Here is a 20,876-nt window from a genome sequence, read left to right on the forward strand (position 1 = left end):
GGTTCGGGAAGCGCAAGGGGCCGCCTTAGAAGAGGCGGCCCTTTTCATTTGGCGTTATGCTCGCCAATGTGCAGGCGCTCGGGTGAGGGGTGCGTGTGAGCCGGCAGTTGATCAACGAATATCGCGGCGAGCTGGACCGCCTCAAGTCGATTTCGGGCAGCCGTCGCGAAAGCGTTCTGCGTGAGGCGTTCAAGGATCTGCTCAAGCGCTGGGGCAAATCTAACGACCTTCAGTTCATCGCCGAATATGATCTGATCACGCCCAAGGGCAACCGCATCGCGCTCGACGGCGCCTTGCTCCACAGCCTCCGTGTTCCGTTCGGCTATTGGGAAGCCAAGGATGAGGACGACGATCTCGCCAAGGAGATCGAGGCCAAATTCCGCAGCGGCTATCCCAAAGACAACACCATCTTCACCGACGACGCGACCTCGATCCTTTATCAGGACGGCCACGAAGCCGGCAGCGCGCCCATGGACGATACCGAAGCACTGTTTGTCCTACTCACCCATTTCTTCGCTCACGAGCGGCAGGAGGTCGCCGATTTCCGCAAGGCGGTGAAGCAATTCGCGACCGACCTTCCTGCCGTGCTCGCCGCCCTGCGCGACATCATCGCCGAAAAGCGCGCCGCAAGCAGCGCCTTCGCCAAGGCCGAAACCGACTTCCTCGCCCACGCCCGCGATGCCATCAACCCGGCGGTCAACGAGGATGACGTGCAGGAAATGTTGATCCAGCACATTCTCACCGAGGACATCTTCGCCAAGGTGTTCGAAAACCCCGACTTCCATCGCCAGAACAACGTCGCAGCGGCGCTTTATGCGCTCGAGGAAAAGCTTTTCGGCTATGGCGAAAAGCAAAGGCTGCTGAAGGCGCTCGGCCCCTATTACTCGGGCATCGCCTCGACCGCCGCCGTGATCGAAAGCCATTCCGAAAAGCAGGGCTTCCTCAAGGGACTCTACGAGAATTTCTACAAAGTCTATAATCCGCTGGCCGCCGACCGTCTCGGCGTCGTCTACACCCCCGGCGAAATCGTGCGTTTCATGATCCGCAGCGCCGACTGGCTGTGCCACGAACATTTCGGCAAGCACCTTGAGGATAAGGGCGTCGAGATCCTCGACCCTGCCACCGGCACCGGCACGTTCATCGTCGAACTGCTCGAACATTTCCGCGGCAACCGGGAAAAATTGGCGCACAAATATAAGGAGGAGCTTCACGCCAATGAGGTCGCGATCCTCCCCTACTACGTCGCCAATTTGAACATCGAGGCGACCTACGCGGCGATTACCGGCCAGTTCGCCGAATATCCCAACCTGTGCTTCGTCGACACGCTCGACAACGTCGCCGCGCTCGGAATTTATGCGGGCCACCAGGGAGACATGTTCGGCTCGGTCAGCGACGAAAACCTCGGCCGCATCAAGCGCCAGAACGAACGCAAGATCAGCGTCATCATCGGCAACCCACCCTACAACGCCAACCAGCAGAACGAGAACGACAACAACCAGAACCGCACCTATGCGCGCATCGATAGCCGCATCAAGCAGACCTACATCAAGGCCAGCACTGCGCAAAAAACCAAGCTTTACGATATGTATGCGCGCTTTTATCGGTGGGCGACGGATAGGCTTGGCAAAGAAGGTATTGTTGCGTTCGTCACAAACAATAGCTTTCTGGAAGCCCGCACATTTGATGGATTCCGCAAGAAGGTAGCAGAAGATTTTAGCGAAGCTTGGGTAATCAACCTAAAGGGCAACGCCCGCAACAGCGGCGAGAGGCGCAAGCGCGAAGGTGGCAATGTTTTCGAAGACAAAATTAAGGTCGGAATAGCGATCGCCTTTTTTGTTCGGCGGAAGACATCAACGCCCTTCCGTATTCATTATCTTGCAGTTCAAGACTTCGCCCGCGAGGACGACAAGCGTCAATTTGTTGATCAAACGCGGCTCGATCACAGTCTATTTACAACCATCTTACCCAAAGCCGATGGGACCTGGCTTGGTCAAAATGAGAGTGCGGAGTGGGATGCAATGTTGCCCATTGCCAGCAACGCTTCAAAGCGAGCTATAGACCGACGCAAACATGACGCAATTTTTCAACTCTATACACTCGGCATTGTCACGAATCGTGACGAATGGGTCTATGACTTTTCGGCTAAAGAAGTTCGCCGTCGCGCGCTTAAGCAGGCTAAGATTTATGACTCCGCAATCGCTGATCCTCGTCCTTTCGAAAAAAGCGACGACGCCGAAAAGCGCTTTTCTCCCGACATAAAATGGACCCGGTTGCTGAAAGCCTCTGCTCGGCGGCGGCGGCTACTTGGCGACGTGGCATCACAAGTCCGCAAGTCAGCCTATCGGCCGTTTGTTAGCAAATGGGTTTTGTTCAATACGCTATTGAATGAGTTCCAATATCAGACACCGTCGGTCTGGCCCGACGCCACGACGACGAACAGCTCGATTGCACTCGTATCCGAAGAACGCGCACAGTTTGGCACTCTCGCCTTCGAGGATTTGCCCAACAAAGACATGTTCATGCCCAGCGCGTCGCAGGTCCTCCCTCGCCACCGCTACACCAAGTCCGGCGAGCGGGTGGACAATATCACTGACTGGTCGGTGGCGCAGTTCCGCGCGCACTATGGCGAGGCGTTCCCAGGCGAGAAAGACGCCATCTTCGCTTACGTCTACGCCGTCCTCCACGACCCGTTCTACCGCGAGAAATATGCGCTCAATCTCAAGCGCGAATTCCCTCGCATCCCTTTCTATCCCGACTTCGCGCAATGGGTGGCGTGGGGCGAGGCGCTGCTCAAGCTGCACATCGATTATGAGAAGCAGAAACCGTTCAAGCTGACCCGCAACGACACCCCCGCACCAAAACGCGCTGCCGACACCCACCCCAAGCCCAAGCTGAAAAGCATCACCGATACCGGTACGATCGTCGTAGACGAGGACACTCAGCTTTCAGGCATCCCGCCGGAGGCCTGGGCCTACCGCCTCGGCAATCGCTCGGCCATCGACTGGGTGCTCGACCAGCACAAGGAAAAGACCCCGCGCGACCCGACCATCCGCGCCAAGTTCAACACCTACCGTTTCGCCGATTACAAGGAGGAGATGATCAAGCTTCTCGCCAAGGTGGTGACGGTGAGCATGGAGACGGTGAAAATTACCGACGCGATGCGGGATCTCAAACGCGACACCGGAGAAGGCAATTGAACATCCTCAACCTCCGCAAGGACGATTTTTATATCCCGGTTCTCAAGACGCTCGACGCGCTTGGCGGCTCAGGACAGATTGAGGAAATTGATTCCAAGGTCATTGAAATGACCGGCATGACCGCCAGCGACCTCGAGGCAACATATGAGAAAAGCGGAAGCCTCATCGTTCCCGACAAGATTAGCTGGGCGCGCTCCTATCTGAAGGAAGGCGGGCTGATCATCAATGAGGGGCGGGGACTGTGGGTTCTAACTGAAAAGGGTCGCGAGAAGCTAACGCTTGGCGAGCAAGCGGTGCGAGACGCCGTCACCGAGGCGATGCGAATCTACAACAAAAATTACAATGCCGCCAAAGCCACCAAGAAGAAGAGCGCGCCGCAAGAGCCGAGCGAATTGGTGGATGCGGCAGCCAATATCGAGCTCGACGAAGTCGGCGAATGGGCCGACCAGTTGCTCGCCAAGCTACAATCGATGGACCCATATGCTTTCGAACGGCTGTCGCAGCGGCTGCTGCGCAAGAACGGCTTCGTCCAGGTCGAGGTAACAAAGAAATCGGGTGACGGCGGGATTGATGGAAAGGGCGTGGTGCGGGTCAATCTGGTCTCGTTTCACGTGCTGTTCCAGTGCAAGCGCTATCAAGGCTCAGTGGGTGCAGGCACAGTGCGTGACTTCCGCGGGGCGATGCAGGGTCGAGCCGACAAGGGGCTGATCATCACCACCGGCACCTTTACTCCTGATGCGCGTAAAGAAGCGACGCGCGATGGGGCGCCGGCGATCGATCTGATTGACGGCGCGGCGCTGTGCGAACTGCTTAAGGACAATCGACTGGGCGTCTCAGTTGAAATGGTCGAGCAGGTCACGCTCATTCCCGAGTTCTTCGACGAGATTTAAGCGCGCAAGTTATAAGATCCTTGCAATCTGAAACCAAATAGGTTACGCAAATCTCGGCTCACAGTGGAAGAGTTGGGATGGGTTGTCACCGGAACATTGCGGCGCAGGCGGGACGCCCGAGCACCCTCCCGTTCGAACGCGCAACCCCTCCCGCCCGCACGCGCGCGTCAGTGCGACCATTGGGACCATTCGAATGTTCGACCCACCATCAACTTCATCAACTTCGCCTCCGGAAAAATCCTTCGGCGGCGTGTCGTCCCGGCGTCAACTTGCGCCCGTCCGGCCCGGTCTCGGCTTGACTTTCGCGGGCCGATCGGGTTGAGGAGCCGCTGATGAAGCGGGGCCGCGCGCTCCGCTTTCGCTTTTGGGTTTGGGCCGTCCCCTTTTGACGGCCTGGCCGGGGTTACCTGACACGGACCCCTGACGAACGAAGGACAAGAAAATGCGACATCGTGTTGGCCATCGCAAACTGCAGCGCACCTCGAGCCACCGGACAGCCCTGTTCCGCAACATGGCGGCGGCGCTGATCAAGCATGAGCAGATCACCACCACCACCGCCAAGGCGAAGGAGCTGCGCCCCTACGTCGAGAAGCTGATTACGCTCGCCAAGAAGGGCGGGCTGTCGAACCGCCGGCTGGCGCATGCGCGGCTGATGGACGATGCGCAGCTGGTCAAATTATTCGACGTGCTGGCGACGCGCTATGCGGGTCGCGACGGCGGCTATTGCCGGATCGTCAAGGCCGGCATCCGCATGAGCGACGCCGCCGCCATCTCGATCATCGAATTCGTCGATCGCGACGTCGCCGCAAAGGGTCAGGATTCGGGCCCGGTGATGACTGACGAGGAAGTCGACGCCGACTAGGCGCGCTCTCGCCCACGAGAAAAAAATGGCCCGCGCTTCGGTTCGCGGGTCTTTTTTTGTACCTGGCCGGAGCGCGAAAGAACAATCGGACTGCCGAAAAGGGGCCCTCAAGATGAACAATCGCCGCTGTTCAGGTTCAGCCGCGATGCACCCAAATGGGCCTAGTTTCGTTTCATTCCCAAGAGCGTAACTCTTTGGGCCTTTTATAGGAATTTCAAATGTCGAATATTTCCAAGCTTCTGGTCGGCGCGGCCGGCCTTGCGGCGGTGGTCGGCGTGGCGTCGCCGGCGATGGCCCAGGGCTATCCCTACGGCTATGGCAATCAGGGCCAAAGCACCGGCAGCGGCATCGTCGGCGCAATCATCAATTCGGTGACGGGCGGCGGCTACGGCCGCTATCCGCAAGGCAATTACGGCTATGGCCAGGTCAACGAGCGGACCGCGGTCAGCCAGTGCGCCGCCGCCGCCGAGCAGCGCCTCAACGGCGGCTATGGCCAGTCGAGCTATGGCAACCAAGGCTATGGCAATAACGGCTACCAAAGCGGCTACGGCCAAGCCCGCGTCGTCGGCATCACCAACGTCGAGCGCCGTAGCAACGGCAAGCTGCGCGTGACCGGCTTGGCGAGTTCGGGCCAGGCATATGGCGGCTACGGCAACCAAGGTTACGGCAACCAGGGCTATGGCAACCAGGGCTATGGCAACCAGGGTTATCAGGGCGGCTACGGCGCCGCCGGCCAGGCCGACCTGAGCTTCACCTGCAAGGTCGATTACAGCGGCCGGGTGACCAGCCTCAATTTCAACCGCCAGACGGCGTACGGGCGCGGTTACTAAGCCGAGACCGGCCGACAAGCTAATGAAGGAAGGCGCGGGTTAGTCTGGCCCGCGCCTTTTTCTTGTGAAACGCGGGCGATCGATTGCGGTCGTTAACCAAGCTGAATGGCGGCAAACAGCCATATTCAGGGGAGATGCATAGCATATCACCTATCGTTCGTTACATGATCCGGGAATCCTCGGATTTTGAGCGAATGACAAGGAGAAAGCCGATGTCGGCGAAGACGAAAATCCTGGCCGGAGCCACCGGTCTTGCGGCCCTGGCAGGTGTAACGACCCCGGCAGCCGCGCAATATTATCCTCAACCCAGCCCTTACGGCAACCAAGGCGGCGGCGTTGTCGGCGCGATCATCAACAGCGTCGTCAACGGCGGTCGCTACGGCCAGTATCCGTACGGCAATTATGGCTACAACCAGGGCTATGGCGGCCAGAGCACGGCGATCGATCAGTGCGCCCGCGCGGTCGAAGCGCGGATCAGCGGCCGCAGCTACGGTAACTATGGCTACCGAAACTATGGCTATAACGGCTATGACAGCGGCAACGGCGGCCGCGTGCTCGGCGTCACCCGGGTCGAGCGTAAGTCGTACGGCCTCAAGGTCGTCGGCGTCGCCAGCTCGGGCTACAACCGCTACGATGGTTACAACCGGGGCGGTTATGGCTCGTACGGCTACAGCAACGGTGCGGATTTGAGCTTCACGTGCAAGGTCGACTACCGCGGCGGCATCCGTGACATCCACGTCAACCGTCGCAGCGCCAACTGGCGCGGCTACTAAGCGTGAGCGCCTGAGGCGAACAAGGAGCGCGCGTCCCGGCAAGGGGCGCGCGCTCTGTCCGTTCAGGCCAGCGCCGCAAGGCCGCGGGCGATCATCATCCTTCTCCATTTTCCTGTAGCGTCGAGTATATCGAGGCGGTCGGCGTGCGCTTCCAATTCCGCGCCGCTCGGCGATCCAGCCGTCCGCGAACGAGAGCGCATTTGACAGTCAAGGAGCTGCTTAACTTTACTTCGCGGCGCGGCCTCCGTATCGGCCCGCCATGACAGTCCAGGATCCTGCTGAAGTCTTTGGCGACACCATCCTCATCGTCGACTTCGGCAGCCAGGTGACCCAGTTGATCGCGCGGCGGGTGCGCGAGGCGGGGGTTTATTGCGAGATCGCGCCGTTCAACGCGTCCGCCGAGGCGTTCGAGCGGCTGCGGCCCAAGGGCATCATCTTTTCCGGCGGGCCGTCGTCCGTGATGTGGGAGGACTCCCCCCGCGCACCGCAACATTTCTTCGACCAGAAGCTGCCGATCCTGGCGATCTGCTACGGCCAGCAGACGATGGCCGAGCAGTTGGGCGGGCGCGTCGCCGCTTCGGACAATCGCGAATTCGGTCGCGCCTTCATCGAGGTGGTCGGCGACAGCGCGCTGTTCGATGGGCTGTGGAGCGTCGGCGAGCAGCACCAGGTATGGATGAGCCACGGCGATCGGGTCGAACAATTGCCGGAGGGCTTTTCGATCGTCGCCAAATCCGAGGGCGCGCCCTACGCCATCGCCACCGACGAGGCGCGGCGTTTCTATTCGATGATGTTCCATCCTGAGGTGGTCCACACGCCGGACGGCGGTAAGCTGCTCGCCAATTTTGCGCGGCACATTTGCGGCTCCGCCGGCGACTGGACGATGGGTGCCTTCCGTGACGCCAAGATCGCCGAGATCCGCAAGCAGGTCGGCAAGGGGCGAGTGATTTGCGGCCTGTCGGGCGGGGTCGACAGCGCGGTCGCGGCGGTCCTCATCCACGAAGCGATTGGCGAGCAGCTGACCTGCGTGTTCGTCGACCATGGACTGATGCGGCAAGGCGAAGCCGAGCAAGTCGTCAGCCTGTTCCGTAACAGCTACAATATCCCACTGGTGCATGTGGATGCCGAGGAATTGTTCCTGTCCGGCCTCGCCGGGGTCACCGATCCCGAGAAAAAGCGCAAGTTCATCGGCAAGACTTTCATCGACGTGTTCGACGAGGAAGCGGGCAAGATCGGCGGCGCAAATTTCCTCGCGCAGGGCACGCTCTATCCCGACGTGATCGAAAGCGTCAGCTTCACCGGCGGGCCGTCGGTAACGATCAAGAGCCACCACAATGTCGGCGGTCTGCCCGAGCGGATGAACATGAAGCTGGTCGAGCCGCTGCGCGAGCTGTTCAAGGACGAGGTCAGGGTGCTCGGGCGCGAGCTCGGCCTGCCTGAGGCGTTCGTCGCGCGGCACCCATTCCCCGGCCCGGGCCTCGCCATCCGCATCCCGGGCGAAGTGACCAAGGAGCGCTGCGACATTTTGCGCAAGGCCGACGCCATCTACCTCGAGGAAATCCGCAACGCCGGATTATACGACGCGATCTGGCAGGCGTTTGCGGTGCTGCTGCCGGTCAAGACCGTCGGAGTGATGGGCGATCATCGCACTTACGACAGCGTGTGCGGATTGCGCGCAGTGACCAGCGTCGACGGCATGACCGCCGACATCTACCCGCTCGACGCCGCCTTCTTGAGCCGCTGCGCGACGCGGATCATCAATGAGGTAAAGGGCATCAACCGGGTGGTCTATGACTATACATCCAAGCCACCGGGGACGATCGAGTGGGAATGAGGCTGCCGAATTCGCTTTTCAGTAGATAAGCTTGGCGCGAATTCCATCCCGCCTAAAAGACGGCGCCATCGCCGCAACCATGTTTGACTCCTTTGCAGGGCCTCAATCGTCCTAGCTATCTAGACAGAGGAGACTGAGCGATGAGCCTTAAAAATAAGAGTGTGGTCGTCACCGGTGGAAGCCGCGGCCTTGGTCTCGGACTGGTCGAGGCCTTGGTCGCTGGTGACGCCAAGGTCACGGTCGTTGCTCGCGGCGCAGATGCGCTTGACGCGGTTCGCGACAGGCTGGGCGTTGATGCCATCGCGGCTGACGTCACCGATAAGGCAGCTGCCGACCGCATTCTTTCAGGCGTCCGCCCGGACATCTTGGTGCTGAACGCCGGAACCCCGCCGCCGATGTATCGGCTGGATCAGATGGACTGGACAGATTTCTCAGCGACCTGGGAGACCGACGTCAAGGCTGGGCTCTACTGGATCCAAGCGGCGCTCAACGTGCCGTTGCAGCCGGGAAGCCGGGTGTTGGTTGGGTCAAGCGGTGCCGCCCTAACCGGATCTCCGCTCTCGGGCGGCTATGGTGGCGCCAAGCGCATGCTCTGGATGATGGCCAATTACGCCAATAGCGTTTCTGAGCAGATGAAACTCGGGATTCGATTCCAGACTATCGTGCCACGGCAGATGGTCGGCGGCACCGGAACCGGCGACGCGGGTTCTAAAGCTTATGCGCGCGCCAAGGGTATCACTCAGCAAGCGTTTCTTGACGGATTCGGCGCGCCGATGCCGCCACGGGCTTATGGAGATTACGTCATTTCGGTTTTGGAGAATCCAGCTTATTCCGATGGGCTTGCTTTTGGTATCAACGGCGAAACGGGCGTGACGGTGCTCGAAAGAGAGCAGGCTTGAATTCAGGACGGCCCGCATTGAGCCAGGAACTCCAGGCAAATCTCTTCGTGCGGGCCGGCGAACTGCGCCCGGAGCTGCATCGCTATTGCGCCCGGCTCCTCGGCTCGGTCATCGACGGCGAGGACGTCGTTCAAGATACGCTCGTTCGGGCTTTCACGGCGTTGCAGGACCTGGACGATGTGCCGCCGCTTCGACCTTGGCTGTTCCGGATCGCGCATAACCGGGCCCTCGACCTGCTCCGCAGCCGGGCGATACGAAAAGCCGAGCCGATCGACGTTGCCTGGGACGTCGCGGACTTGGCGAATATCGATCCAATCGAGATGTTGATGCGACAGGAAGCGGTTAAAACGGCGGTGGCGCGCTTCGCCGAGCTTCCCCTCATTCAGCGCAGCGTCGTCATCCTAAAGGACGTACTCGACGAGCCTTTGAAGGAGATCGCCGCACTTCTCGACCTCACGGTCGACGCGGTGAAGGGTCATCTGGCGCGGGGTCGCTCGCGCCTTCGGGCAATCAACGCCAAGGCCGGCTCACTTCCGCCCGCCCGGGCGGCGTCTGCCGCAGTCGATCGCTATGTTACGCTCTTCAATCAGCGGGACTGGGACGGCCTTCGGGCGCTTCTGTCGACGGACGTTAAGCTACAACAGTCGACGCGCGCGCTTCGCACCGGCGCGGAAGCAAGTTTATTCTTTACGATCTACGCGACTTATGACCGAATCTGGCTTGCACCGGCTTGGCTCGAAGGCCGGGAAGTGATCGCGGTTTTCGAAGATCGCGCCGACCCGCGGCCCAGCTATTTTATGTGGCTCGAGTGGCGCGACGGAAAAATCATTTTCATCCGCGACTACCGGTATGCCCGCTATGTCGCCGCGGAAGCAGAACTGGTGCTTGCGCCGGTCGCCCAGGCGGAGGGTAACGGAAAAATGCTCTGAAGCGACGACCGGGCGGTTCTAAAACCCTCGTCTAATTAGGACGTCAAGGTCGCTTCGTCGCCTCGCTCATGGGAGTAAAGTTTCGAGCTGCCCCCCGTGGGGGGCAAGCCCGAATGCCTTGAACTAGCTGTACGCCCTTGCTTGCTCTTCGACGCGTTGGACGTTGTCGGCCAGCAATCCTCCCTCGTGGGCGACGAGGTCGAGTGGGTATTCGTGAATGAATATCATGAAGTCAGGCAGGCGATATACCTCGGCGACGGCGGCGTTGATGTCCTTCAACATCTTCCGCTTTGCATCGAGGTCACCTCCTTGCGGTCCGTGGATCAGCATCACAGGCTTGGTAGGTTCGGAGCCGAGCCCGCCATTTTGGCTAGCGCTGTCGAGCGGCCATTCGCGCAGAAATATCCGATGGTCGTCGGGGAACGGGTAAGCCTCGTGCAGTGCGCTGTAGAGCGATTGCATGAGATGCTTCTTCTGATCCAGGGCTGCTCCGAGGGGGACGTCGAGATAGGCGATGGGCATGCAATGTTCCTTTGAAGTAATAGCTTTAAAATTATGTAGCAAATAGACTTGGAAAGCAAGCTCGTGCTATTGGCCGGTCGATGGCGAAGCGGAGCTACAACCAGTATTGCGCCGTCGCGCGCGGGCTCGATGTCGTTGGGGACCGCTGGACGCTGCTCCTGGTGCGAGAGCTTTTGCTGGGCCCCAAGCGATATGGTGACCTGCTGGCGGCGAGCCCCGGTATCGGCACCAACCTGCTTGCCGATCGCCTGCGCGAAATGGAGGCGCAGGGTCTCCTTGAGCGAGTAACGCTTCCCCCGCCTGCGGGATCAAACGTCTACCGGCTGACCGATGCTGGCGTCGAGCTTGAGACCGTGGTCCGGGCGCTGGGCCGCTGGGGGCGACGCTTCATGGGCCCGCGGCGGGAGGGTGAAAAGCTGTCGACCGGAGCTTATTTCGTCGCCCTTCGAGAGCGGTTTCGGCCCGAGCGGTCCGCGAACTTGCATGAAGCTTATGAGTTCAGGGTCGACGGGCGGGTTTTCGAGGTCACGGTGAATGATGGCACCTCCACAACTGGCGAGGGAAGCGCAGTCCGGCCGGCCGCGGTGTTCACGATGGATACGCAGACGCTCAACGACATTTTCCTGGGCCAGGTCACGGCGCGGCGAGCAATCGCGGACGAGCGGGTGGAGGTCGCAGGCGACGCGAAAGCGCTCGGTCGGTTCCAGGCGATGTTCCCTTCCGTTTGACGCCTCGGCGAGGCACCATCGCCCAAACCTGATCATCAGGAAGCCGGATACTGAGCAACCTCCGGACGATCGCTTGGCATGCCTTCACCGCGTGCCTCCCGTTGTTGTCTCGCCAAGGGTGGCGACTCGCTCACCTCTGTCCAAGGGTACGACCCTTGCGTGACGGGCACGGGAAGCGCAGTCTGGCGCTCCTCAAGGGGGGCTGCCATGACAGACGAAACGGGCATTGATATCGAACCGGGCGCGTCGACCGCTGAAGCGAACGCCGTGCCCGGCTGGTTCTGGGTCGCGGCGGTGGCCGTGCTGCTGTGGGAGGCAGTGGGCTGCTTCATGTACGTCAGCCAGGTGACGACCGATCCGGCAACGCTGCCGCTCGACCAGCGGGCGATGTGGGCCGCGACGCCGGCGTGGATGATTGGGGCCTATGCGGTCGCGGTGTGGGTGGGACTGATCGGCGCGGTGCTGCTGCTGATGCGCAGGCGGCTGGCGGCGCCTGTGTTGCTAGTGTCGCTGATCGCGGTGGTGGTACAATTCAGTGCGCTGGCGCTGGTGCCGCAGCTGCGCGAGACTACCTCGTCGGATATGCTGGCGGTGCCGATTTTCATCATCATCGCCGGCTATATCATCTGGCAGTTCGCCAAGCTGTCGAGCAAGCGCGGCTGGCTGCGCTGAGGCCGAGGCCAAGAGGACTGGCTGCGCGGCGGGGCAACGGTTAGAACGCAACCATGTCCACCTTCACCATCGACAGCGGCACCAGCCGCGCGACGCCCTCTCCTGTGCCCGGCAAGCGGGTGACCGTCCCCGCGATTCGGGCGCGCAAGAATGGCGGCTCTACCACCGAGCCGCTGGTCATGCTCACCGCCTACACGATGCGGATGGCGCAGCTGCTCGACCCGCACTGCGACATTCTGCTGGTTGGGGATAGCCTGGGCCAGGTCATCTACGGACTGCCTTCGACTCTGCCGGTGACGCTCGATATGATGTGCGCGCATGGCGCGGCGGTGGTGCGCGGCAGCTTTCACAGCCTGGTCGTCGTCGACATGCCGTTCGGCAGCTATGAATCCTCGCCCGAACAGGCGTTCGCCAGCGCGAGCCGGGTAATGGCCGAAACCGGCTGCTCGGCGGTCAAGCTTGAGGGCGGCGTGGCGATGGCCGGCTCGATCGCGTTTCTGGGCGCGCGCGGGATTCCGGTGATGGGCCATGTCGGGCTCACACCGCAGGCGGTCAACGCGCTCGGTGGTTATGGCGCGCGGGGCAAGAGCCAAGCCGAACATGCCAAGATTCTCGACGATGCCAAGGCGGTGGCCCAGGCGGGTGCGTTTGCTTGCGTAGTCGAAGGGGTGCTCGAGCCGTTGGCCGACGCGGCGACCGCCTCGCTCGACATTCCGGTGATCGGTATCGGCGCGTCGGCCAAATGCGACGGCCAGGTGCTGGTGACGGAGGACATGCTCGGCCTGTTCGAGCGCACGCCCCGTTTCGTCAAACGCTACGCCGACCTGGCGACCGAAATCGGCGAGGCGGCGGCAGCCTATGCAAGCGAAGTACGCGGCCGGAACTTCCCCACGGTGGAGCAAACTTACCAACCAAAGGGAGCATAGCGCTGAGCTTTTGCTTGTAGCGCCGAAGTCGATGCCCGCGGAATAGCTTGGGGCGGAGGTTGACTCTCCGCCCTGTCGCTCGCGGTCATATCGAGGATCAGTTTAGTGGCAGGTGGGGGGGGAATCCTCGTCACGAAAATCACGCGGATCGGTGCTTGGCGCGATTGAAGTTACATAAACAATGGCGCCTGCGGCGCTCGAGGCCTCGACCGCCATGTCCCCGCCTTCGACAAATACCGCCCCATTGGACAAGCCAGGGCCATAGTCTTTGGAGCCGCAATTTGCGTCGGTGAGAGTGAGACGACCCGACTGAACAGCCACGATTACCATGCCGGGATGGTGATGCCATCCACTGCGCGCTCCGGCCGCAAAAACAAGCTTCTGCATAGAAACATCTGTCGGGCCCTTGGTTTGGAACTTGATCCGGTCGCTGTTGATATGCCCTTGGCCATCATAGTCGGCTGCAACAAACGTAGTTGGCGTGATGCCGGACGGGGATGTTGCGAGCGCCGCCGATGCCATCGGGATGGCCACGGTAAGTCCGAGTAACGCGGTGCAAAGCTTAAATTGTTTGGAATTCAACATGGTGCCCTCCTGCCAGTTTGAAAGGTCGGCACGTAAGCTAGTCGACCTGCAAGGGGTTTTATCAGTGAACTCCGAGTCGCGCCTAACAGAAAATTAACCAGGATTAATGCGATGTTTATGCTTTGAATTGAGCCGGCGTTCGGTTGCGCGGTTCAAGCGCTTGCCCCTTTGCCTTTGCGCCGCTTGGCGCTAGACGAGGCGCCGCCAGCTTCCGTTCATCCAGGGTGGGGAAGGAAGCGATGCGGCGCATCCCACCAGTGCACTAAGAGGATCCACGTTGGCGCTTCCCCCCGATCAGGCCGAAACCTTCGTTCGCGAAGTCGACGAGAATCTGCGCCGCGACCAGGTGCGCGATGCCGCCCGGCGCTACGGCAAGTGGATCCTCGTCGCGGTCGTTCTGTTCCTCGCCGCAGTCGGCGGATACCTCTATTGGCAGTATCGCCAGTCGGAGCGCGCCAGCGACGATAGCGAAGCGGTCTCGGCCGCACTCGACAAGGTGACCTCGGGCAATGTCAAGGAAGCGGCGGCCGAGCTCGTGCCGCTTGGCGGGTCGACCAACGATGTCACGCGCGCCTCGGCCTTGCTCGCCCGCGCGGCGCTCGCGACCCGGCAGAACGACCGTAAGACCGCCAGCGATCTCTACCAGCAGGTCGCGGCGGACGAGGGGCTGCCGCAGCCGTTCCGCGACCTTGCCACGGTGCGCGGCACGGCGGTCGATTTCGATACCATGAAGCCCGACGCGGCGATCGCCCGGCTCGCCCCGCTCGCCCAGTCGGGCAATGCCTTTTTCGGTACCGCCGGAGAGATGACCGCGATGGCCATGCTGGCCAAGGGCGACAAGGCCGGCGCCGGAGCGCTGTTCGCCAAGATTGCCGCCGACAAGCAAGTGCCCGAAACCATTCGTAGCCGCGCGGTTCAGATCGCCGGCTCGCTGGGGGTCGATGCGTCGGCCTTCCTGCCCGGCGATCCCGCCGCCACTCCTGCCCGTTAGGAACGACGACTCATGCGTCACTTTTCCCGCCTGACCCTCCTCATCCTGTCGGCCAGCATGATTGCCGGCTGCGCAGGCGGCCCGTTCAAGAAGAAGCCGCCGGCGAAGCTGCTCGGCGAGCGCGTCGCGGTGCTGGTCAACGAGGCCGATATTGAAATCGACCCGGCGACCGCCGCTCTTCCCGTCTCGCTGCCCGCGGCAGTCGTCAACGACAGCTGGGCGCAGTCGGGCGGCAACGCGCGCAAATCGGTCGGCCATGTCGCGCTCGGGGCCGCGCTCGGCGTCGCCTGGACCGCCTCGATCGGCGAAGGCAGCGGCAAGAAGGGCCGGCTCGGCGGCGGCCCGGTGGTCGCCGACGGCAAGGTCTTCACGATGGACACCAACGGCGTCGTGCGAGCCTTCGATGCGGCGCGGGGCACGGTCTTGTGGCAAACGCGGTTCGGCGACGCCGGCCAGAACGCGAGCTCACTCTACGGCGGCGGTGTCGCCTTCGACGGTGGCCGAGTCTATGCCACCAACGGTCTTGGCTATGTCGCTGCGCTCGATGCCGGCAGCGGCGCGGCGGTGTGGACGGTGCGGCCGGGCGGACCGATGCGGGGCGAGCCGTCGGTCGAGGGCGGCAACGTCTATGTGATGAGCCAGGACAATCAAATCTACTCGCTCAAGGCTACCGACGGGACGACCAACTGGTCGAACGCCGCCGCGCTGGAAATCGCCGGCGTGTCGGGCGCCGCGGCGCCGGCGATCGCGCTGGGCACGGTGGTCGCCGGCTTCTCGAGCGGCGAACTCAACGCCTATCGCTACGAAAATGGCCGTATGGTGTGGCAGGACGCGCTGTCGCGGACGTCGATTACCACCAGCGTTTCATCGCTAAGCGACATCGACGCCGACCCTGTGATCGACAATGGCGCGGTCTATGCGGTCGGCCAGGGCGGGCGGATGGTCGCACTCGACCTCAATTCGGGCCAGCGCATCTGGGAATTGAACTTCGGTGGCATCGCTACGCCGTGGGTCGCGGGCGACTGGCTGTTCGCGGTCAACGACCGGGGTCAGCTGATCGCGGTCTCTCGCGCGACCGGCAAGATCAAGTGGATCAACCAGCTGCCGCGTTACGAGAAAATGAAAAAGAAGACCGGGTCGATTACCTATGTCGGGCCGGTGCTGGCCGGCGACCGGCTGATCCTCGCCGGATCGAACGGCGCGCTGATCAACGTCAATCCCGCCGATGGCAGCTTCCAGAGCCAGGTCGATTTGAAGCAGGGGATAAGCTTCCAGCCGGTGGTCGCCAACAATACGCTCTACCTTCTGACCGATGGCGGCAATCTGATCGCGTACCGCTAAGGTTGACGCCTAGCTGGGGGACGGGCAGGGGGTCGGCTCCATGCCCCAACCTACCGTCGCCATCGTCGGCCGCCCCAACGTCGGCAAATCGACGCTGTTCAATCGCCTTGTCGGCAAGCGATCGGCGTTGGTCGACGACCGGCCGGGCGTGACTCGCGACCGGCGCGAGGGGACGGGCGAACTGCTCGGCCTGGAATTTCGGGTGATGGACACCGCCGGGTTCGAGGATGAAGATCCGCAGACCCTGCCGGGGCGGATGCGCGCGCAGACCGAGGCGGCGGTGCGCGAGGCGGATGTCGCACTGTTCCTGATCGACGGGCGCGAGGGGCTGACTCCGCTCGACGAGGAGATCGCGCGCTGGCTGCGCAGCGAGAATACGCCGGTGCTGGTCGCGGCCAACAAGTCCGAAGGAAACGCAGGGGAGAACGGCCGGCTCGAGGCGTTCGCGCTCGGATTTGGCGAGCCGTTTTCGCTGTCGGCCGAGCATGGCGAAGGGCTGGTCGACCTGTTCGAGGCGCTGCGCCCGCATATCGAGCGCGAGGAGGGCGAGGACGAGGAACCCGACGACGAGGAAGGCGGGCCGCTCAAGCTGGCCATCGTCGGCCGGCCAAATGCGGGCAAATCGACGCTAGTCAACATGATGCTGGGCGAGGAGCGGATGATCACCGGTCCCGAGGCGGGGATTACGCGCGATTCGATCACCATCGACTGGAATTGGAACGACAAGCCGGTGCGTCTGGTCGACACGGCGGGCCTCAGGAAGCGCGCGCGGGTCGAGGACAAGCTGGAGAAATTGTCGGCGTGGGACACCAAGCGGGCGATCGACCACGCCGAGGTTGTCGTTCTGCTGCTCGACGCGACACGGGGGCTCGAATCGCAGGATTTGCGAATCGCCGACCAAGTGCTCGAGGAAGGCCGCGCGCTGGTCATCGCCCTGAACAAATGGGATGTCGCCGAAGGCGCGTCGGCACTGTTTAACGGAGTCAAGGCGGCGCTCGAGGAAGGGCTCAGCCAGCTGCGCGGCGTGCCGCTGATGACCGTGTCGGGCAAGACCGGCAAGGGCATCGACCAACTGTTGGGCGCAGCGTTCGAGGTGCGCGAGAATTGGTCGCGGCGGGTGACCACCGGCGAGCTCAACCGCTGGTTCGAACGCGCGGTCGAGACCAACCCGCCGCCCGCGCCGGGGGGCAAGCGGATCAAATTGCGCTATATCACGCAGGTGAAAGCGCGGCCGCCGAGCTTCGTCATCTTCGGGACGCGGGTCGATCAACTGCCGATGAGCTACCAGCGCTATTTGCTCAATTCTATGCGGCGCGATCTTAAGTTGGGTCCGGTGCCCCTGCGCCTGACTCTGCGCTCACCGAAGAACCCGTTCGACGACAAAGGTCAATAAGGGATCATTTACCCTTTGGCGTGTAGGAAAGGCTCGTGGGACTGCGCCCCGATCGGGCGCGCGCGGGAGCGACGGGTTGGAAGACGGGCTGGACATTGTCGATTGGGTGCATTTCGAGAAGAACCGGGCGGAGCTTGGCCCTAGCTTCATCAAAATCCTCAGCTATTTTCGCGAAGACGGCGCCAAGAGCGTGCTCGAGATCGAGCAGGCGATGCATGAGCAGAACACCATCGCGCTGGTCATTCCCGCCCACACGCTGAAGGGCGAGGCGCGCCAGTTCGGCGCCGAGCCGCTCGCCCTGGTCGCCGAAAATATCGAGCAGGTCGCGCGCTTCTGCATCGAAACCCATGCCTTTCCCGATCATCTAATCCCCGACGTGGTTGAGCTGCGCCGATTGTGGCGTGAGACGATCGAGCTGTTTGAGAAGGAAACCAACCCGCTGCAGACCCGCTCGGCAGCCGCCTCCGGGGGCTTCGGCCGCAAGGTCAGCAACCAGGGGTTCGGGCGAATCTAACGGCGCATCGGTTGCGGTTGCCACCGCGCCAGACTTCGCCACAGCCATTCGAATGGACCGTAGTAGAAGCGCTTCAACCACGGTTCGGACCAACCCAGCATCAGCAGCCACATCGGCGCGACTATCAACCACAACTGGGCGCGGCCGAGCGCCCCGAACCAGCCAAGACCATAGCCGTAGAACAGGCTGGTCATGGCGATGCTGGTGCCGAGATAATTGGTGAAGGCAGCGCGCCCGGTCGCGGCGATGCGATCGACCAGCCAGCCGCCGGGTCGCGTGGTCAGGATCACCAGCGCGGCGATCGCCACCACCATAAGCGGTCGAAATAGCGCGCTGACCGCCATCGACAGCATGATCGCGGGCACCGCGAAATCGCTTCCCCACTGGATCGCCGCCAGCACCAGAAAGACGGGGATGGTGATGGCAAACCCTATCCGCATTATCCGGCGATAATCGGCGTCGGCCCACTCGCCGGTAAAAAACCCATTTTTGAGCAACGCCATGCCGAACAGCAGGTTGGCGATCACTTCCCAGCCAAAGCGGCTGAGCGTTAGCAGCGGCTCGGTGGTGCGATGGGTCAATTTGTCGAACGAGATCGACCACCAATTGCTGCGATAGAGCGCCAGGCAGTGGGTTAGCTGGTCGGGTGTCGGCACGCCGATGCCCTCGCTCATTTGCGCCCACTGCCTCGCTGCCTCGACACTCGTACCGGCGGCGGCGCTGGCCTGGGCGAAGGCCATGGCGAAGAAGGCGAACAGCGCGAATTGGACGGCAGTCAGGATCGCGCCCCATTTGATCAGAGTCGGCGCGGGCTGATCGCGGAAGAACCAGGCGATCATGCCGAGCGAGGCGTAGCCAGTAAGGATATCGCCGTACCAAATAAAGTAGAAGTGGAGGTAGCCGAACAGCAACAGCCACAGCATGCGGCTGAAATGGATTCGCGCCGCCGATTCTCCGCCGGCGCGAGCCCGATCAATGACCAGCAACATGCTTGCCCCGAACAGGAACGAAAACAAGCCGCGCATCTTGCCGTCGAACAGGACATAGCTGACCAGCCAGCTGATCAGATCGGCCGGGCCGTTAGTGCCGTAGGCCCGCGGGTTGAGATAGGCCGCGTCGGGCATGGCGAACGCGACGATGTTCATCGCCAGGATGCCCACCACCGCCACCCCGCGGATGATGTCGAGGGTGGCGAGGCGCTGCCCCCCGGCGGCGGTCATGCCGCGGGTTTGGCGCCCAGGCCTCGCGCCGCGATCAGCGCGATGGGGATGCCGACCAGTACGATATGGCAGAACAGCTGGGTCGCGATCGACAGCGGCTTGGGCGGCCAGCCGCCGAAGCGCAGCGGCACGACGATCAGGTTCATCACGACATAGGTGACAAGGCCGTAGATCACGCCCAATTTGATCGGCGCGGCGGTCAGCGCGGGCCAGTTGCGCGCGGCGAGCACGAACACCGCGGCCATGATTGCCATCAGTGCGAAGTGGGTCACAAGCCCAAGACAGGCGCCGCCCGTGCCCCACTGGGTCGCATCGGGGAAGGGACCGGAAGCGACGCCGCGCAGCATGTCGGCGGGGGCTTTATGATAAAATAAGGTGAGTAAGGTCGCGGCAAGAATGTCGAGCGTGCCCGCTGCCAGCGTGGCGAGTGCGATCGTGCGGCCCATCGATTATTCCCCCTCTGATTGGATCGACGGAACGAATGCGAAATCGGCGGCGCTGTCAATCGGCTCAAAGCCAGCTGGTGATTTGGTCGAGCGTCTTCTTACGGGTGGCATGGACTGGGACAGTCGCATCGTCGGCGGGGAGCCCGGCGACGATGATCATCACCGGCTTCTCGTTGGCCGGGCGCCCGCAGAGGGTGCGCAGGAAGCCCATCGGCGAGGGCGTGTGAGTCAGCGTCGCCAGCCCGGCCTTGTGCAGCGCCGCCAGCATCAGGCCGCAGGCAATCCCGACACTCTCCATCACATAGTAGTTCTGCTTGTCGTCGCCTGGTTCGATCCCGCCGCGGCGCTGCCCGAATACGACGATGTGCCATGGCGCGACGTCGAGATATCCCTTGTCTTCGTCGGTGCCGAGCGGAGCGAGTGCTTCGAGCCATTCCTGTCCCGCCTTGCCAGCGTAGAATTCGGCTTCCTCCTTCTCGGCGGCGAGGCGGATCTGATGGCGCAGCTCGGGTGAGGAGACGACCGCGAAGTGCCACGGCTGATGATTGGCGCCCGACGGCGCGGTCCCAGCGGCCAGGATCGCCTCCTCGATCACTTCGCGCGGCACGGGGGTATTGGCGAACATGCGGCAGGTGCGGCGCTGGGCAATGTCCTCACGAAAGGCGCGCGCGGCGGCGATGCGCTGTTCATCGGACAGCGCGGGGAGCGCGGTGTAAGCGATATGGGGGACGGGTTTCATGGGCCTTTCTAACAGGAAGGCAGGCGATCGAAACCAGCTTAACCCGTCAGACAGCAATGAAAGCCATCACGGCGCGTAGGCGATGCCCAGCCGTTCGGCCTGCGCATCAAGACGCTTGTCGCGTGTCCACAGCTTCGCGTCCGGCACTTGCTTCACCGACGCCAGTAAATGGCAATCGACCAAGCCGATGCCTCGATTGTAAAGCTCCAGCCATTCGACCATTGCGATTACTTCGGTATGCGAAACGTTTGGCGCGGCGGGCAACGCCTTTAATTCTTCCAACACGATCTGTCGGTTGGGGATCGAGCCGAGGGCAATCTCGCCGACGATCATGGGGTGCAGCAAGATGCGTCGGCGGCGCAGCTGGGCCGCGAGTTCAGCATTGCCGTTGTTGATGTGGTCGATCCAGATAGACGTGTCAGCGACGATTGGCGGCCCGCGCATCAACCTGGATTTATGAATTGCGGCGGACGGCGCCGTGGCGCCGCCTTTGCATGAGGGTCCGATCCGCCGAGCGCGATCAGTCGCTCGGCCGCGAGGCGCTGACGCATTTCGATCAGCGCGCGGCGGACCAGAGCGTTGGTC

General features: G+C 62.2%; 22 protein-coding genes. 15 read left to right on the forward strand and 7 right to left on the reverse strand.

Going from position 1 to position 20,876, the window contains the following annotated elements; genetic code table 11:
* Positions 1-95 precede the first annotated feature (95 nt).
* The 5 genes from H0W65_RS04150 to H0W65_RS04170 all read left to right on the forward strand — a co-directional run bounded on the left by H0W65_RS04150 (position 96) and on the right by H0W65_RS04170 (position 6,552).
* Positions 96-3,197: a type ISP restriction/modification enzyme gene (locus H0W65_RS04150; protein ID WP_294004238.1), complete on the forward strand. Its 3,102-nt coding sequence runs from the start codon at positions 96-98 to the stop codon at positions 3,195-3,197.
* On the forward strand, positions 3,194-4,087 hold the full coding sequence (locus H0W65_RS04155) for a restriction endonuclease (RefSeq protein ID WP_294004241.1): 894 nt from the start codon (positions 3,194-3,196) through the stop codon (positions 4,085-4,087). The genes H0W65_RS04150 and H0W65_RS04155 overlap by 4 nt, the downstream gene beginning before the upstream one ends.
* 442 nt (positions 4,088-4,529) lie before the next feature.
* Positions 4,530-4,949, forward strand: coding sequence for a 50S ribosomal protein L17 (rplQ, locus tag H0W65_RS04160; protein ID WP_294004243.1), 420 nt, complete (start codon positions 4,530-4,532; stop codon positions 4,947-4,949).
* Between the two features lie 218 nt (positions 4,950-5,167).
* The gene (locus tag H0W65_RS04165; protein ID WP_294004245.1) at positions 5,168-5,779 is read left to right on the forward strand and encodes a hypothetical protein; all 612 of its coding nucleotides are present in this window, start codon (positions 5,168-5,170) and stop codon (positions 5,777-5,779) included.
* A gap of 212 nt (positions 5,780-5,991) precedes the next feature.
* The gene (locus H0W65_RS04170) at positions 5,992-6,552 is read left to right on the forward strand and encodes a hypothetical protein (RefSeq protein WP_294004248.1); all 561 of its coding nucleotides are present in this window, start codon (positions 5,992-5,994) and stop codon (positions 6,550-6,552) included.
* Between the two features lie 62 nt (positions 6,553-6,614).
* On the opposite strand, the gene H0W65_RS04175 is transcribed toward H0W65_RS04170, so the two are convergent.
* A complete protein-coding gene (locus H0W65_RS04175; RefSeq protein WP_294004251.1) occupies positions 6,615-6,752 on the reverse strand; it encodes a hypothetical protein in 138 nt (45 codons plus the stop codon).
* 59 nt (positions 6,753-6,811) lie between these two features.
* Between H0W65_RS04175 and guaA the strand changes: the two genes are divergently transcribed.
* From guaA to H0W65_RS04190, 3 genes are all read left to right on the forward strand, one after another.
* Complete coding sequence (gene guaA, locus H0W65_RS04180; RefSeq protein WP_294004254.1) at positions 6,812-8,386, forward strand: glutamine-hydrolyzing GMP synthase; 1,575 nt, start codon at positions 6,812-6,814, stop codon at positions 8,384-8,386.
* A 140-nt stretch (positions 8,387-8,526) separates the two neighbouring features.
* Complete coding sequence (locus H0W65_RS04185) at positions 8,527-9,285, forward strand: SDR family oxidoreductase (protein ID WP_294004257.1); 759 nt, start codon at positions 8,527-8,529, stop codon at positions 9,283-9,285.
* 17 nt (positions 9,286-9,302) lie between these two features.
* The gene (locus H0W65_RS04190; RefSeq protein WP_294004259.1) at positions 9,303-10,214 is read left to right on the forward strand and encodes a sigma-70 family RNA polymerase sigma factor; all 912 of its coding nucleotides are present in this window, start codon (positions 9,303-9,305) and stop codon (positions 10,212-10,214) included.
* A 123-nt stretch (positions 10,215-10,337) separates the two neighbouring features.
* Here the strand turns inward: H0W65_RS04190 and H0W65_RS04195 are convergent, their stop codons facing one another.
* Positions 10,338-10,736 carry a hypothetical protein gene (locus H0W65_RS04195; protein ID WP_294004262.1) on the reverse strand — a complete coding sequence of 133 codons (399 nt, stop codon included), beginning with the start codon at positions 10,734-10,736 and terminating at the stop codon, positions 10,338-10,340.
* An 80-nt stretch (positions 10,737-10,816) separates the two neighbouring features.
* Here H0W65_RS04195 and H0W65_RS04200 point away from each other — a divergent pair, with 80 nt between their 5' ends.
* From H0W65_RS04200 to panB, 3 genes are all read left to right on the forward strand, one after another.
* Positions 10,817-11,464: a helix-turn-helix domain-containing protein gene (locus tag H0W65_RS04200; RefSeq protein ID WP_294004265.1), complete on the forward strand. Its 648-nt coding sequence runs from the start codon at positions 10,817-10,819 to the stop codon at positions 11,462-11,464.
* A gap of 207 nt (positions 11,465-11,671) precedes the next feature.
* Complete coding sequence (locus tag H0W65_RS04205) at positions 11,672-12,136, forward strand: hypothetical protein (RefSeq protein WP_294004267.1); 465 nt, start codon at positions 11,672-11,674, stop codon at positions 12,134-12,136.
* Positions 12,137-12,189: 53 nt separating this feature from the next.
* The gene (panB, locus tag H0W65_RS04210; protein WP_294004270.1) at positions 12,190-13,062 is read left to right on the forward strand and encodes a 3-methyl-2-oxobutanoate hydroxymethyltransferase; all 873 of its coding nucleotides are present in this window, start codon (positions 12,190-12,192) and stop codon (positions 13,060-13,062) included.
* A gap of 102 nt (positions 13,063-13,164) precedes the next feature.
* Here the strand turns inward: panB and H0W65_RS04215 are convergent, their stop codons facing one another.
* On the reverse strand, positions 13,165-13,647 hold the full coding sequence (locus H0W65_RS04215) for a hypothetical protein (RefSeq protein WP_294004273.1): 483 nt from the start codon (positions 13,645-13,647) through the stop codon (positions 13,165-13,167).
* Between the two features lie 277 nt (positions 13,648-13,924).
* Here H0W65_RS04215 and H0W65_RS04220 point away from each other — a divergent pair, with 277 nt between their 5' ends.
* The 4 genes from H0W65_RS04220 to H0W65_RS04235 all read left to right on the forward strand — a co-directional run bounded on the left by H0W65_RS04220 (position 13,925) and on the right by H0W65_RS04235 (position 17,886).
* Positions 13,925-14,638 carry a tetratricopeptide repeat protein gene (locus H0W65_RS04220; protein ID WP_294004276.1) on the forward strand — a complete coding sequence of 238 codons (714 nt, stop codon included), beginning with the start codon at positions 13,925-13,927 and terminating at the stop codon, positions 14,636-14,638.
* 12 nt (positions 14,639-14,650) lie between these two features.
* Positions 14,651-15,979 (forward strand): PQQ-like beta-propeller repeat protein, encoded by a 1,329-nt coding sequence (locus H0W65_RS04225; RefSeq protein WP_294004278.1) that lies wholly within the window; start codon positions 14,651-14,653, stop codon positions 15,977-15,979.
* 40 nt (positions 15,980-16,019) lie between these two features.
* Positions 16,020-17,372, forward strand: a complete 1,353-nt coding sequence (gene der, locus H0W65_RS04230; RefSeq protein WP_294004281.1) for a ribosome biogenesis GTPase Der — start codon at positions 16,020-16,022, stop codon at positions 17,370-17,372.
* 76 nt (positions 17,373-17,448) lie between these two features.
* Complete coding sequence (locus tag H0W65_RS04235) at positions 17,449-17,886, forward strand: Hpt domain-containing protein (RefSeq protein WP_294004283.1); 438 nt, start codon at positions 17,449-17,451, stop codon at positions 17,884-17,886.
* On the opposite strand, the gene H0W65_RS04240 is transcribed toward H0W65_RS04235, so the two are convergent.
* The 4 genes from H0W65_RS04240 to H0W65_RS04255 form a co-directional block, all read right to left on the reverse strand.
* On the reverse strand, positions 17,883-19,106 hold the full coding sequence (locus H0W65_RS04240) for a DUF418 domain-containing protein (RefSeq protein ID WP_294004286.1): 1,224 nt from the start codon (positions 19,104-19,106) through the stop codon (positions 17,883-17,885). The two genes, H0W65_RS04235 and H0W65_RS04240, sit on opposite strands and share 4 nt — an antisense overlap.
* Positions 19,103-19,552 carry a hypothetical protein gene (locus tag H0W65_RS04245; RefSeq protein WP_294004289.1) on the reverse strand — a complete coding sequence of 150 codons (450 nt, stop codon included), beginning with the start codon at positions 19,550-19,552 and terminating at the stop codon, positions 19,103-19,105. The genes H0W65_RS04240 and H0W65_RS04245 overlap by 4 nt, the downstream gene beginning before the upstream one ends.
* 64 nt (positions 19,553-19,616) lie before the next feature.
* The gene (locus H0W65_RS04250) at positions 19,617-20,291 is read right to left on the reverse strand and encodes a nitroreductase family protein (RefSeq protein ID WP_294004292.1); all 675 of its coding nucleotides are present in this window, start codon (positions 20,289-20,291) and stop codon (positions 19,617-19,619) included.
* Positions 20,292-20,357: 66 nt separating this feature from the next.
* Entirely contained in the window at positions 20,358-20,735 is a 378-nt protein-coding gene (locus tag H0W65_RS04255; protein WP_294004295.1) for a type II toxin-antitoxin system VapC family toxin, read from the reverse strand.
* Positions 20,736-20,876 lie beyond the last annotated feature (141 nt).

The sequence above is a fragment of the Sphingomonas sp. genome (genome assembly GCF_013816785.1).
Classification (GTDB): Bacteria; Pseudomonadota; Alphaproteobacteria; order Sphingomonadales; family Sphingomonadaceae; genus Sphingomicrobium.

What these genes read in the sequence shown, in the direction of transcription:
- rplQ (WP_294004243.1), top strand. Translation starts at nt 4,530, where the DNA reads ATGCGACATCGTGTTGGCCATCGCAAACTGCAGCGCACCTCGAGCCAC.
- H0W65_RS04165 (WP_294004245.1), top strand. Translation starts at nt 5,168, where the DNA reads ATGTCGAATATTTCCAAGCTTCTGGTCGGCGCGGCCGGCCTTGCGGCG.
- H0W65_RS04170 (WP_294004248.1), top strand. Translation starts at nt 5,992, where the DNA reads ATGTCGGCGAAGACGAAAATCCTGGCCGGAGCCACCGGTCTTGCGGCC.
- H0W65_RS04175 (WP_294004251.1), bottom strand. Translation starts at nt 6,752, where the DNA reads ATGCGCTCTCGTTCGCGGACGGCTGGATCGCCGAGCGGCGCGGAATTG.
- guaA (WP_294004254.1), top strand. Translation starts at nt 6,812, where the DNA reads ATGACAGTCCAGGATCCTGCTGAAGTCTTTGGCGACACCATCCTCATC.
- H0W65_RS04185 (WP_294004257.1), top strand. Translation starts at nt 8,527, where the DNA reads ATGAGCCTTAAAAATAAGAGTGTGGTCGTCACCGGTGGAAGCCGCGGC.
- H0W65_RS04195 (WP_294004262.1), bottom strand. Translation starts at nt 10,736, where the DNA reads ATGCCCATCGCCTATCTCGACGTCCCCCTCGGAGCAGCCCTGGATCAG.
- H0W65_RS04200 (WP_294004265.1), top strand. Translation starts at nt 10,817, where the DNA reads ATGGCGAAGCGGAGCTACAACCAGTATTGCGCCGTCGCGCGCGGGCTC.
- H0W65_RS04205 (WP_294004267.1), top strand. Translation starts at nt 11,672, where the DNA reads ATGACAGACGAAACGGGCATTGATATCGAACCGGGCGCGTCGACCGCT.
- panB (WP_294004270.1), top strand. Translation starts at nt 12,190, where the DNA reads ATGTCCACCTTCACCATCGACAGCGGCACCAGCCGCGCGACGCCCTCT.
- H0W65_RS04215 (WP_294004273.1), bottom strand. Translation starts at nt 13,647, where the DNA reads ATGTTGAATTCCAAACAATTTAAGCTTTGCACCGCGTTACTCGGACTT.
- H0W65_RS04225 (WP_294004278.1), top strand. Translation starts at nt 14,651, where the DNA reads ATGCGTCACTTTTCCCGCCTGACCCTCCTCATCCTGTCGGCCAGCATG.
- der (WP_294004281.1), top strand. Translation starts at nt 16,020, where the DNA reads ATGCCCCAACCTACCGTCGCCATCGTCGGCCGCCCCAACGTCGGCAAA.
- H0W65_RS04240 (WP_294004286.1), bottom strand. Translation starts at nt 19,106, where the DNA reads ATGACCGCCGCCGGGGGGCAGCGCCTCGCCACCCTCGACATCATCCGC.
- H0W65_RS04245 (WP_294004289.1), bottom strand. Translation starts at nt 19,552, where the DNA reads ATGGGCCGCACGATCGCACTCGCCACGCTGGCAGCGGGCACGCTCGAC.
- H0W65_RS04250 (WP_294004292.1), bottom strand. Translation starts at nt 20,291, where the DNA reads ATGAAACCCGTCCCCCATATCGCTTACACCGCGCTCCCCGCGCTGTCC.
- H0W65_RS04255 (WP_294004295.1), bottom strand. Translation starts at nt 20,735, where the DNA reads ATGCGCGGGCCGCCAATCGTCGCTGACACGTCTATCTGGATCGACCAC.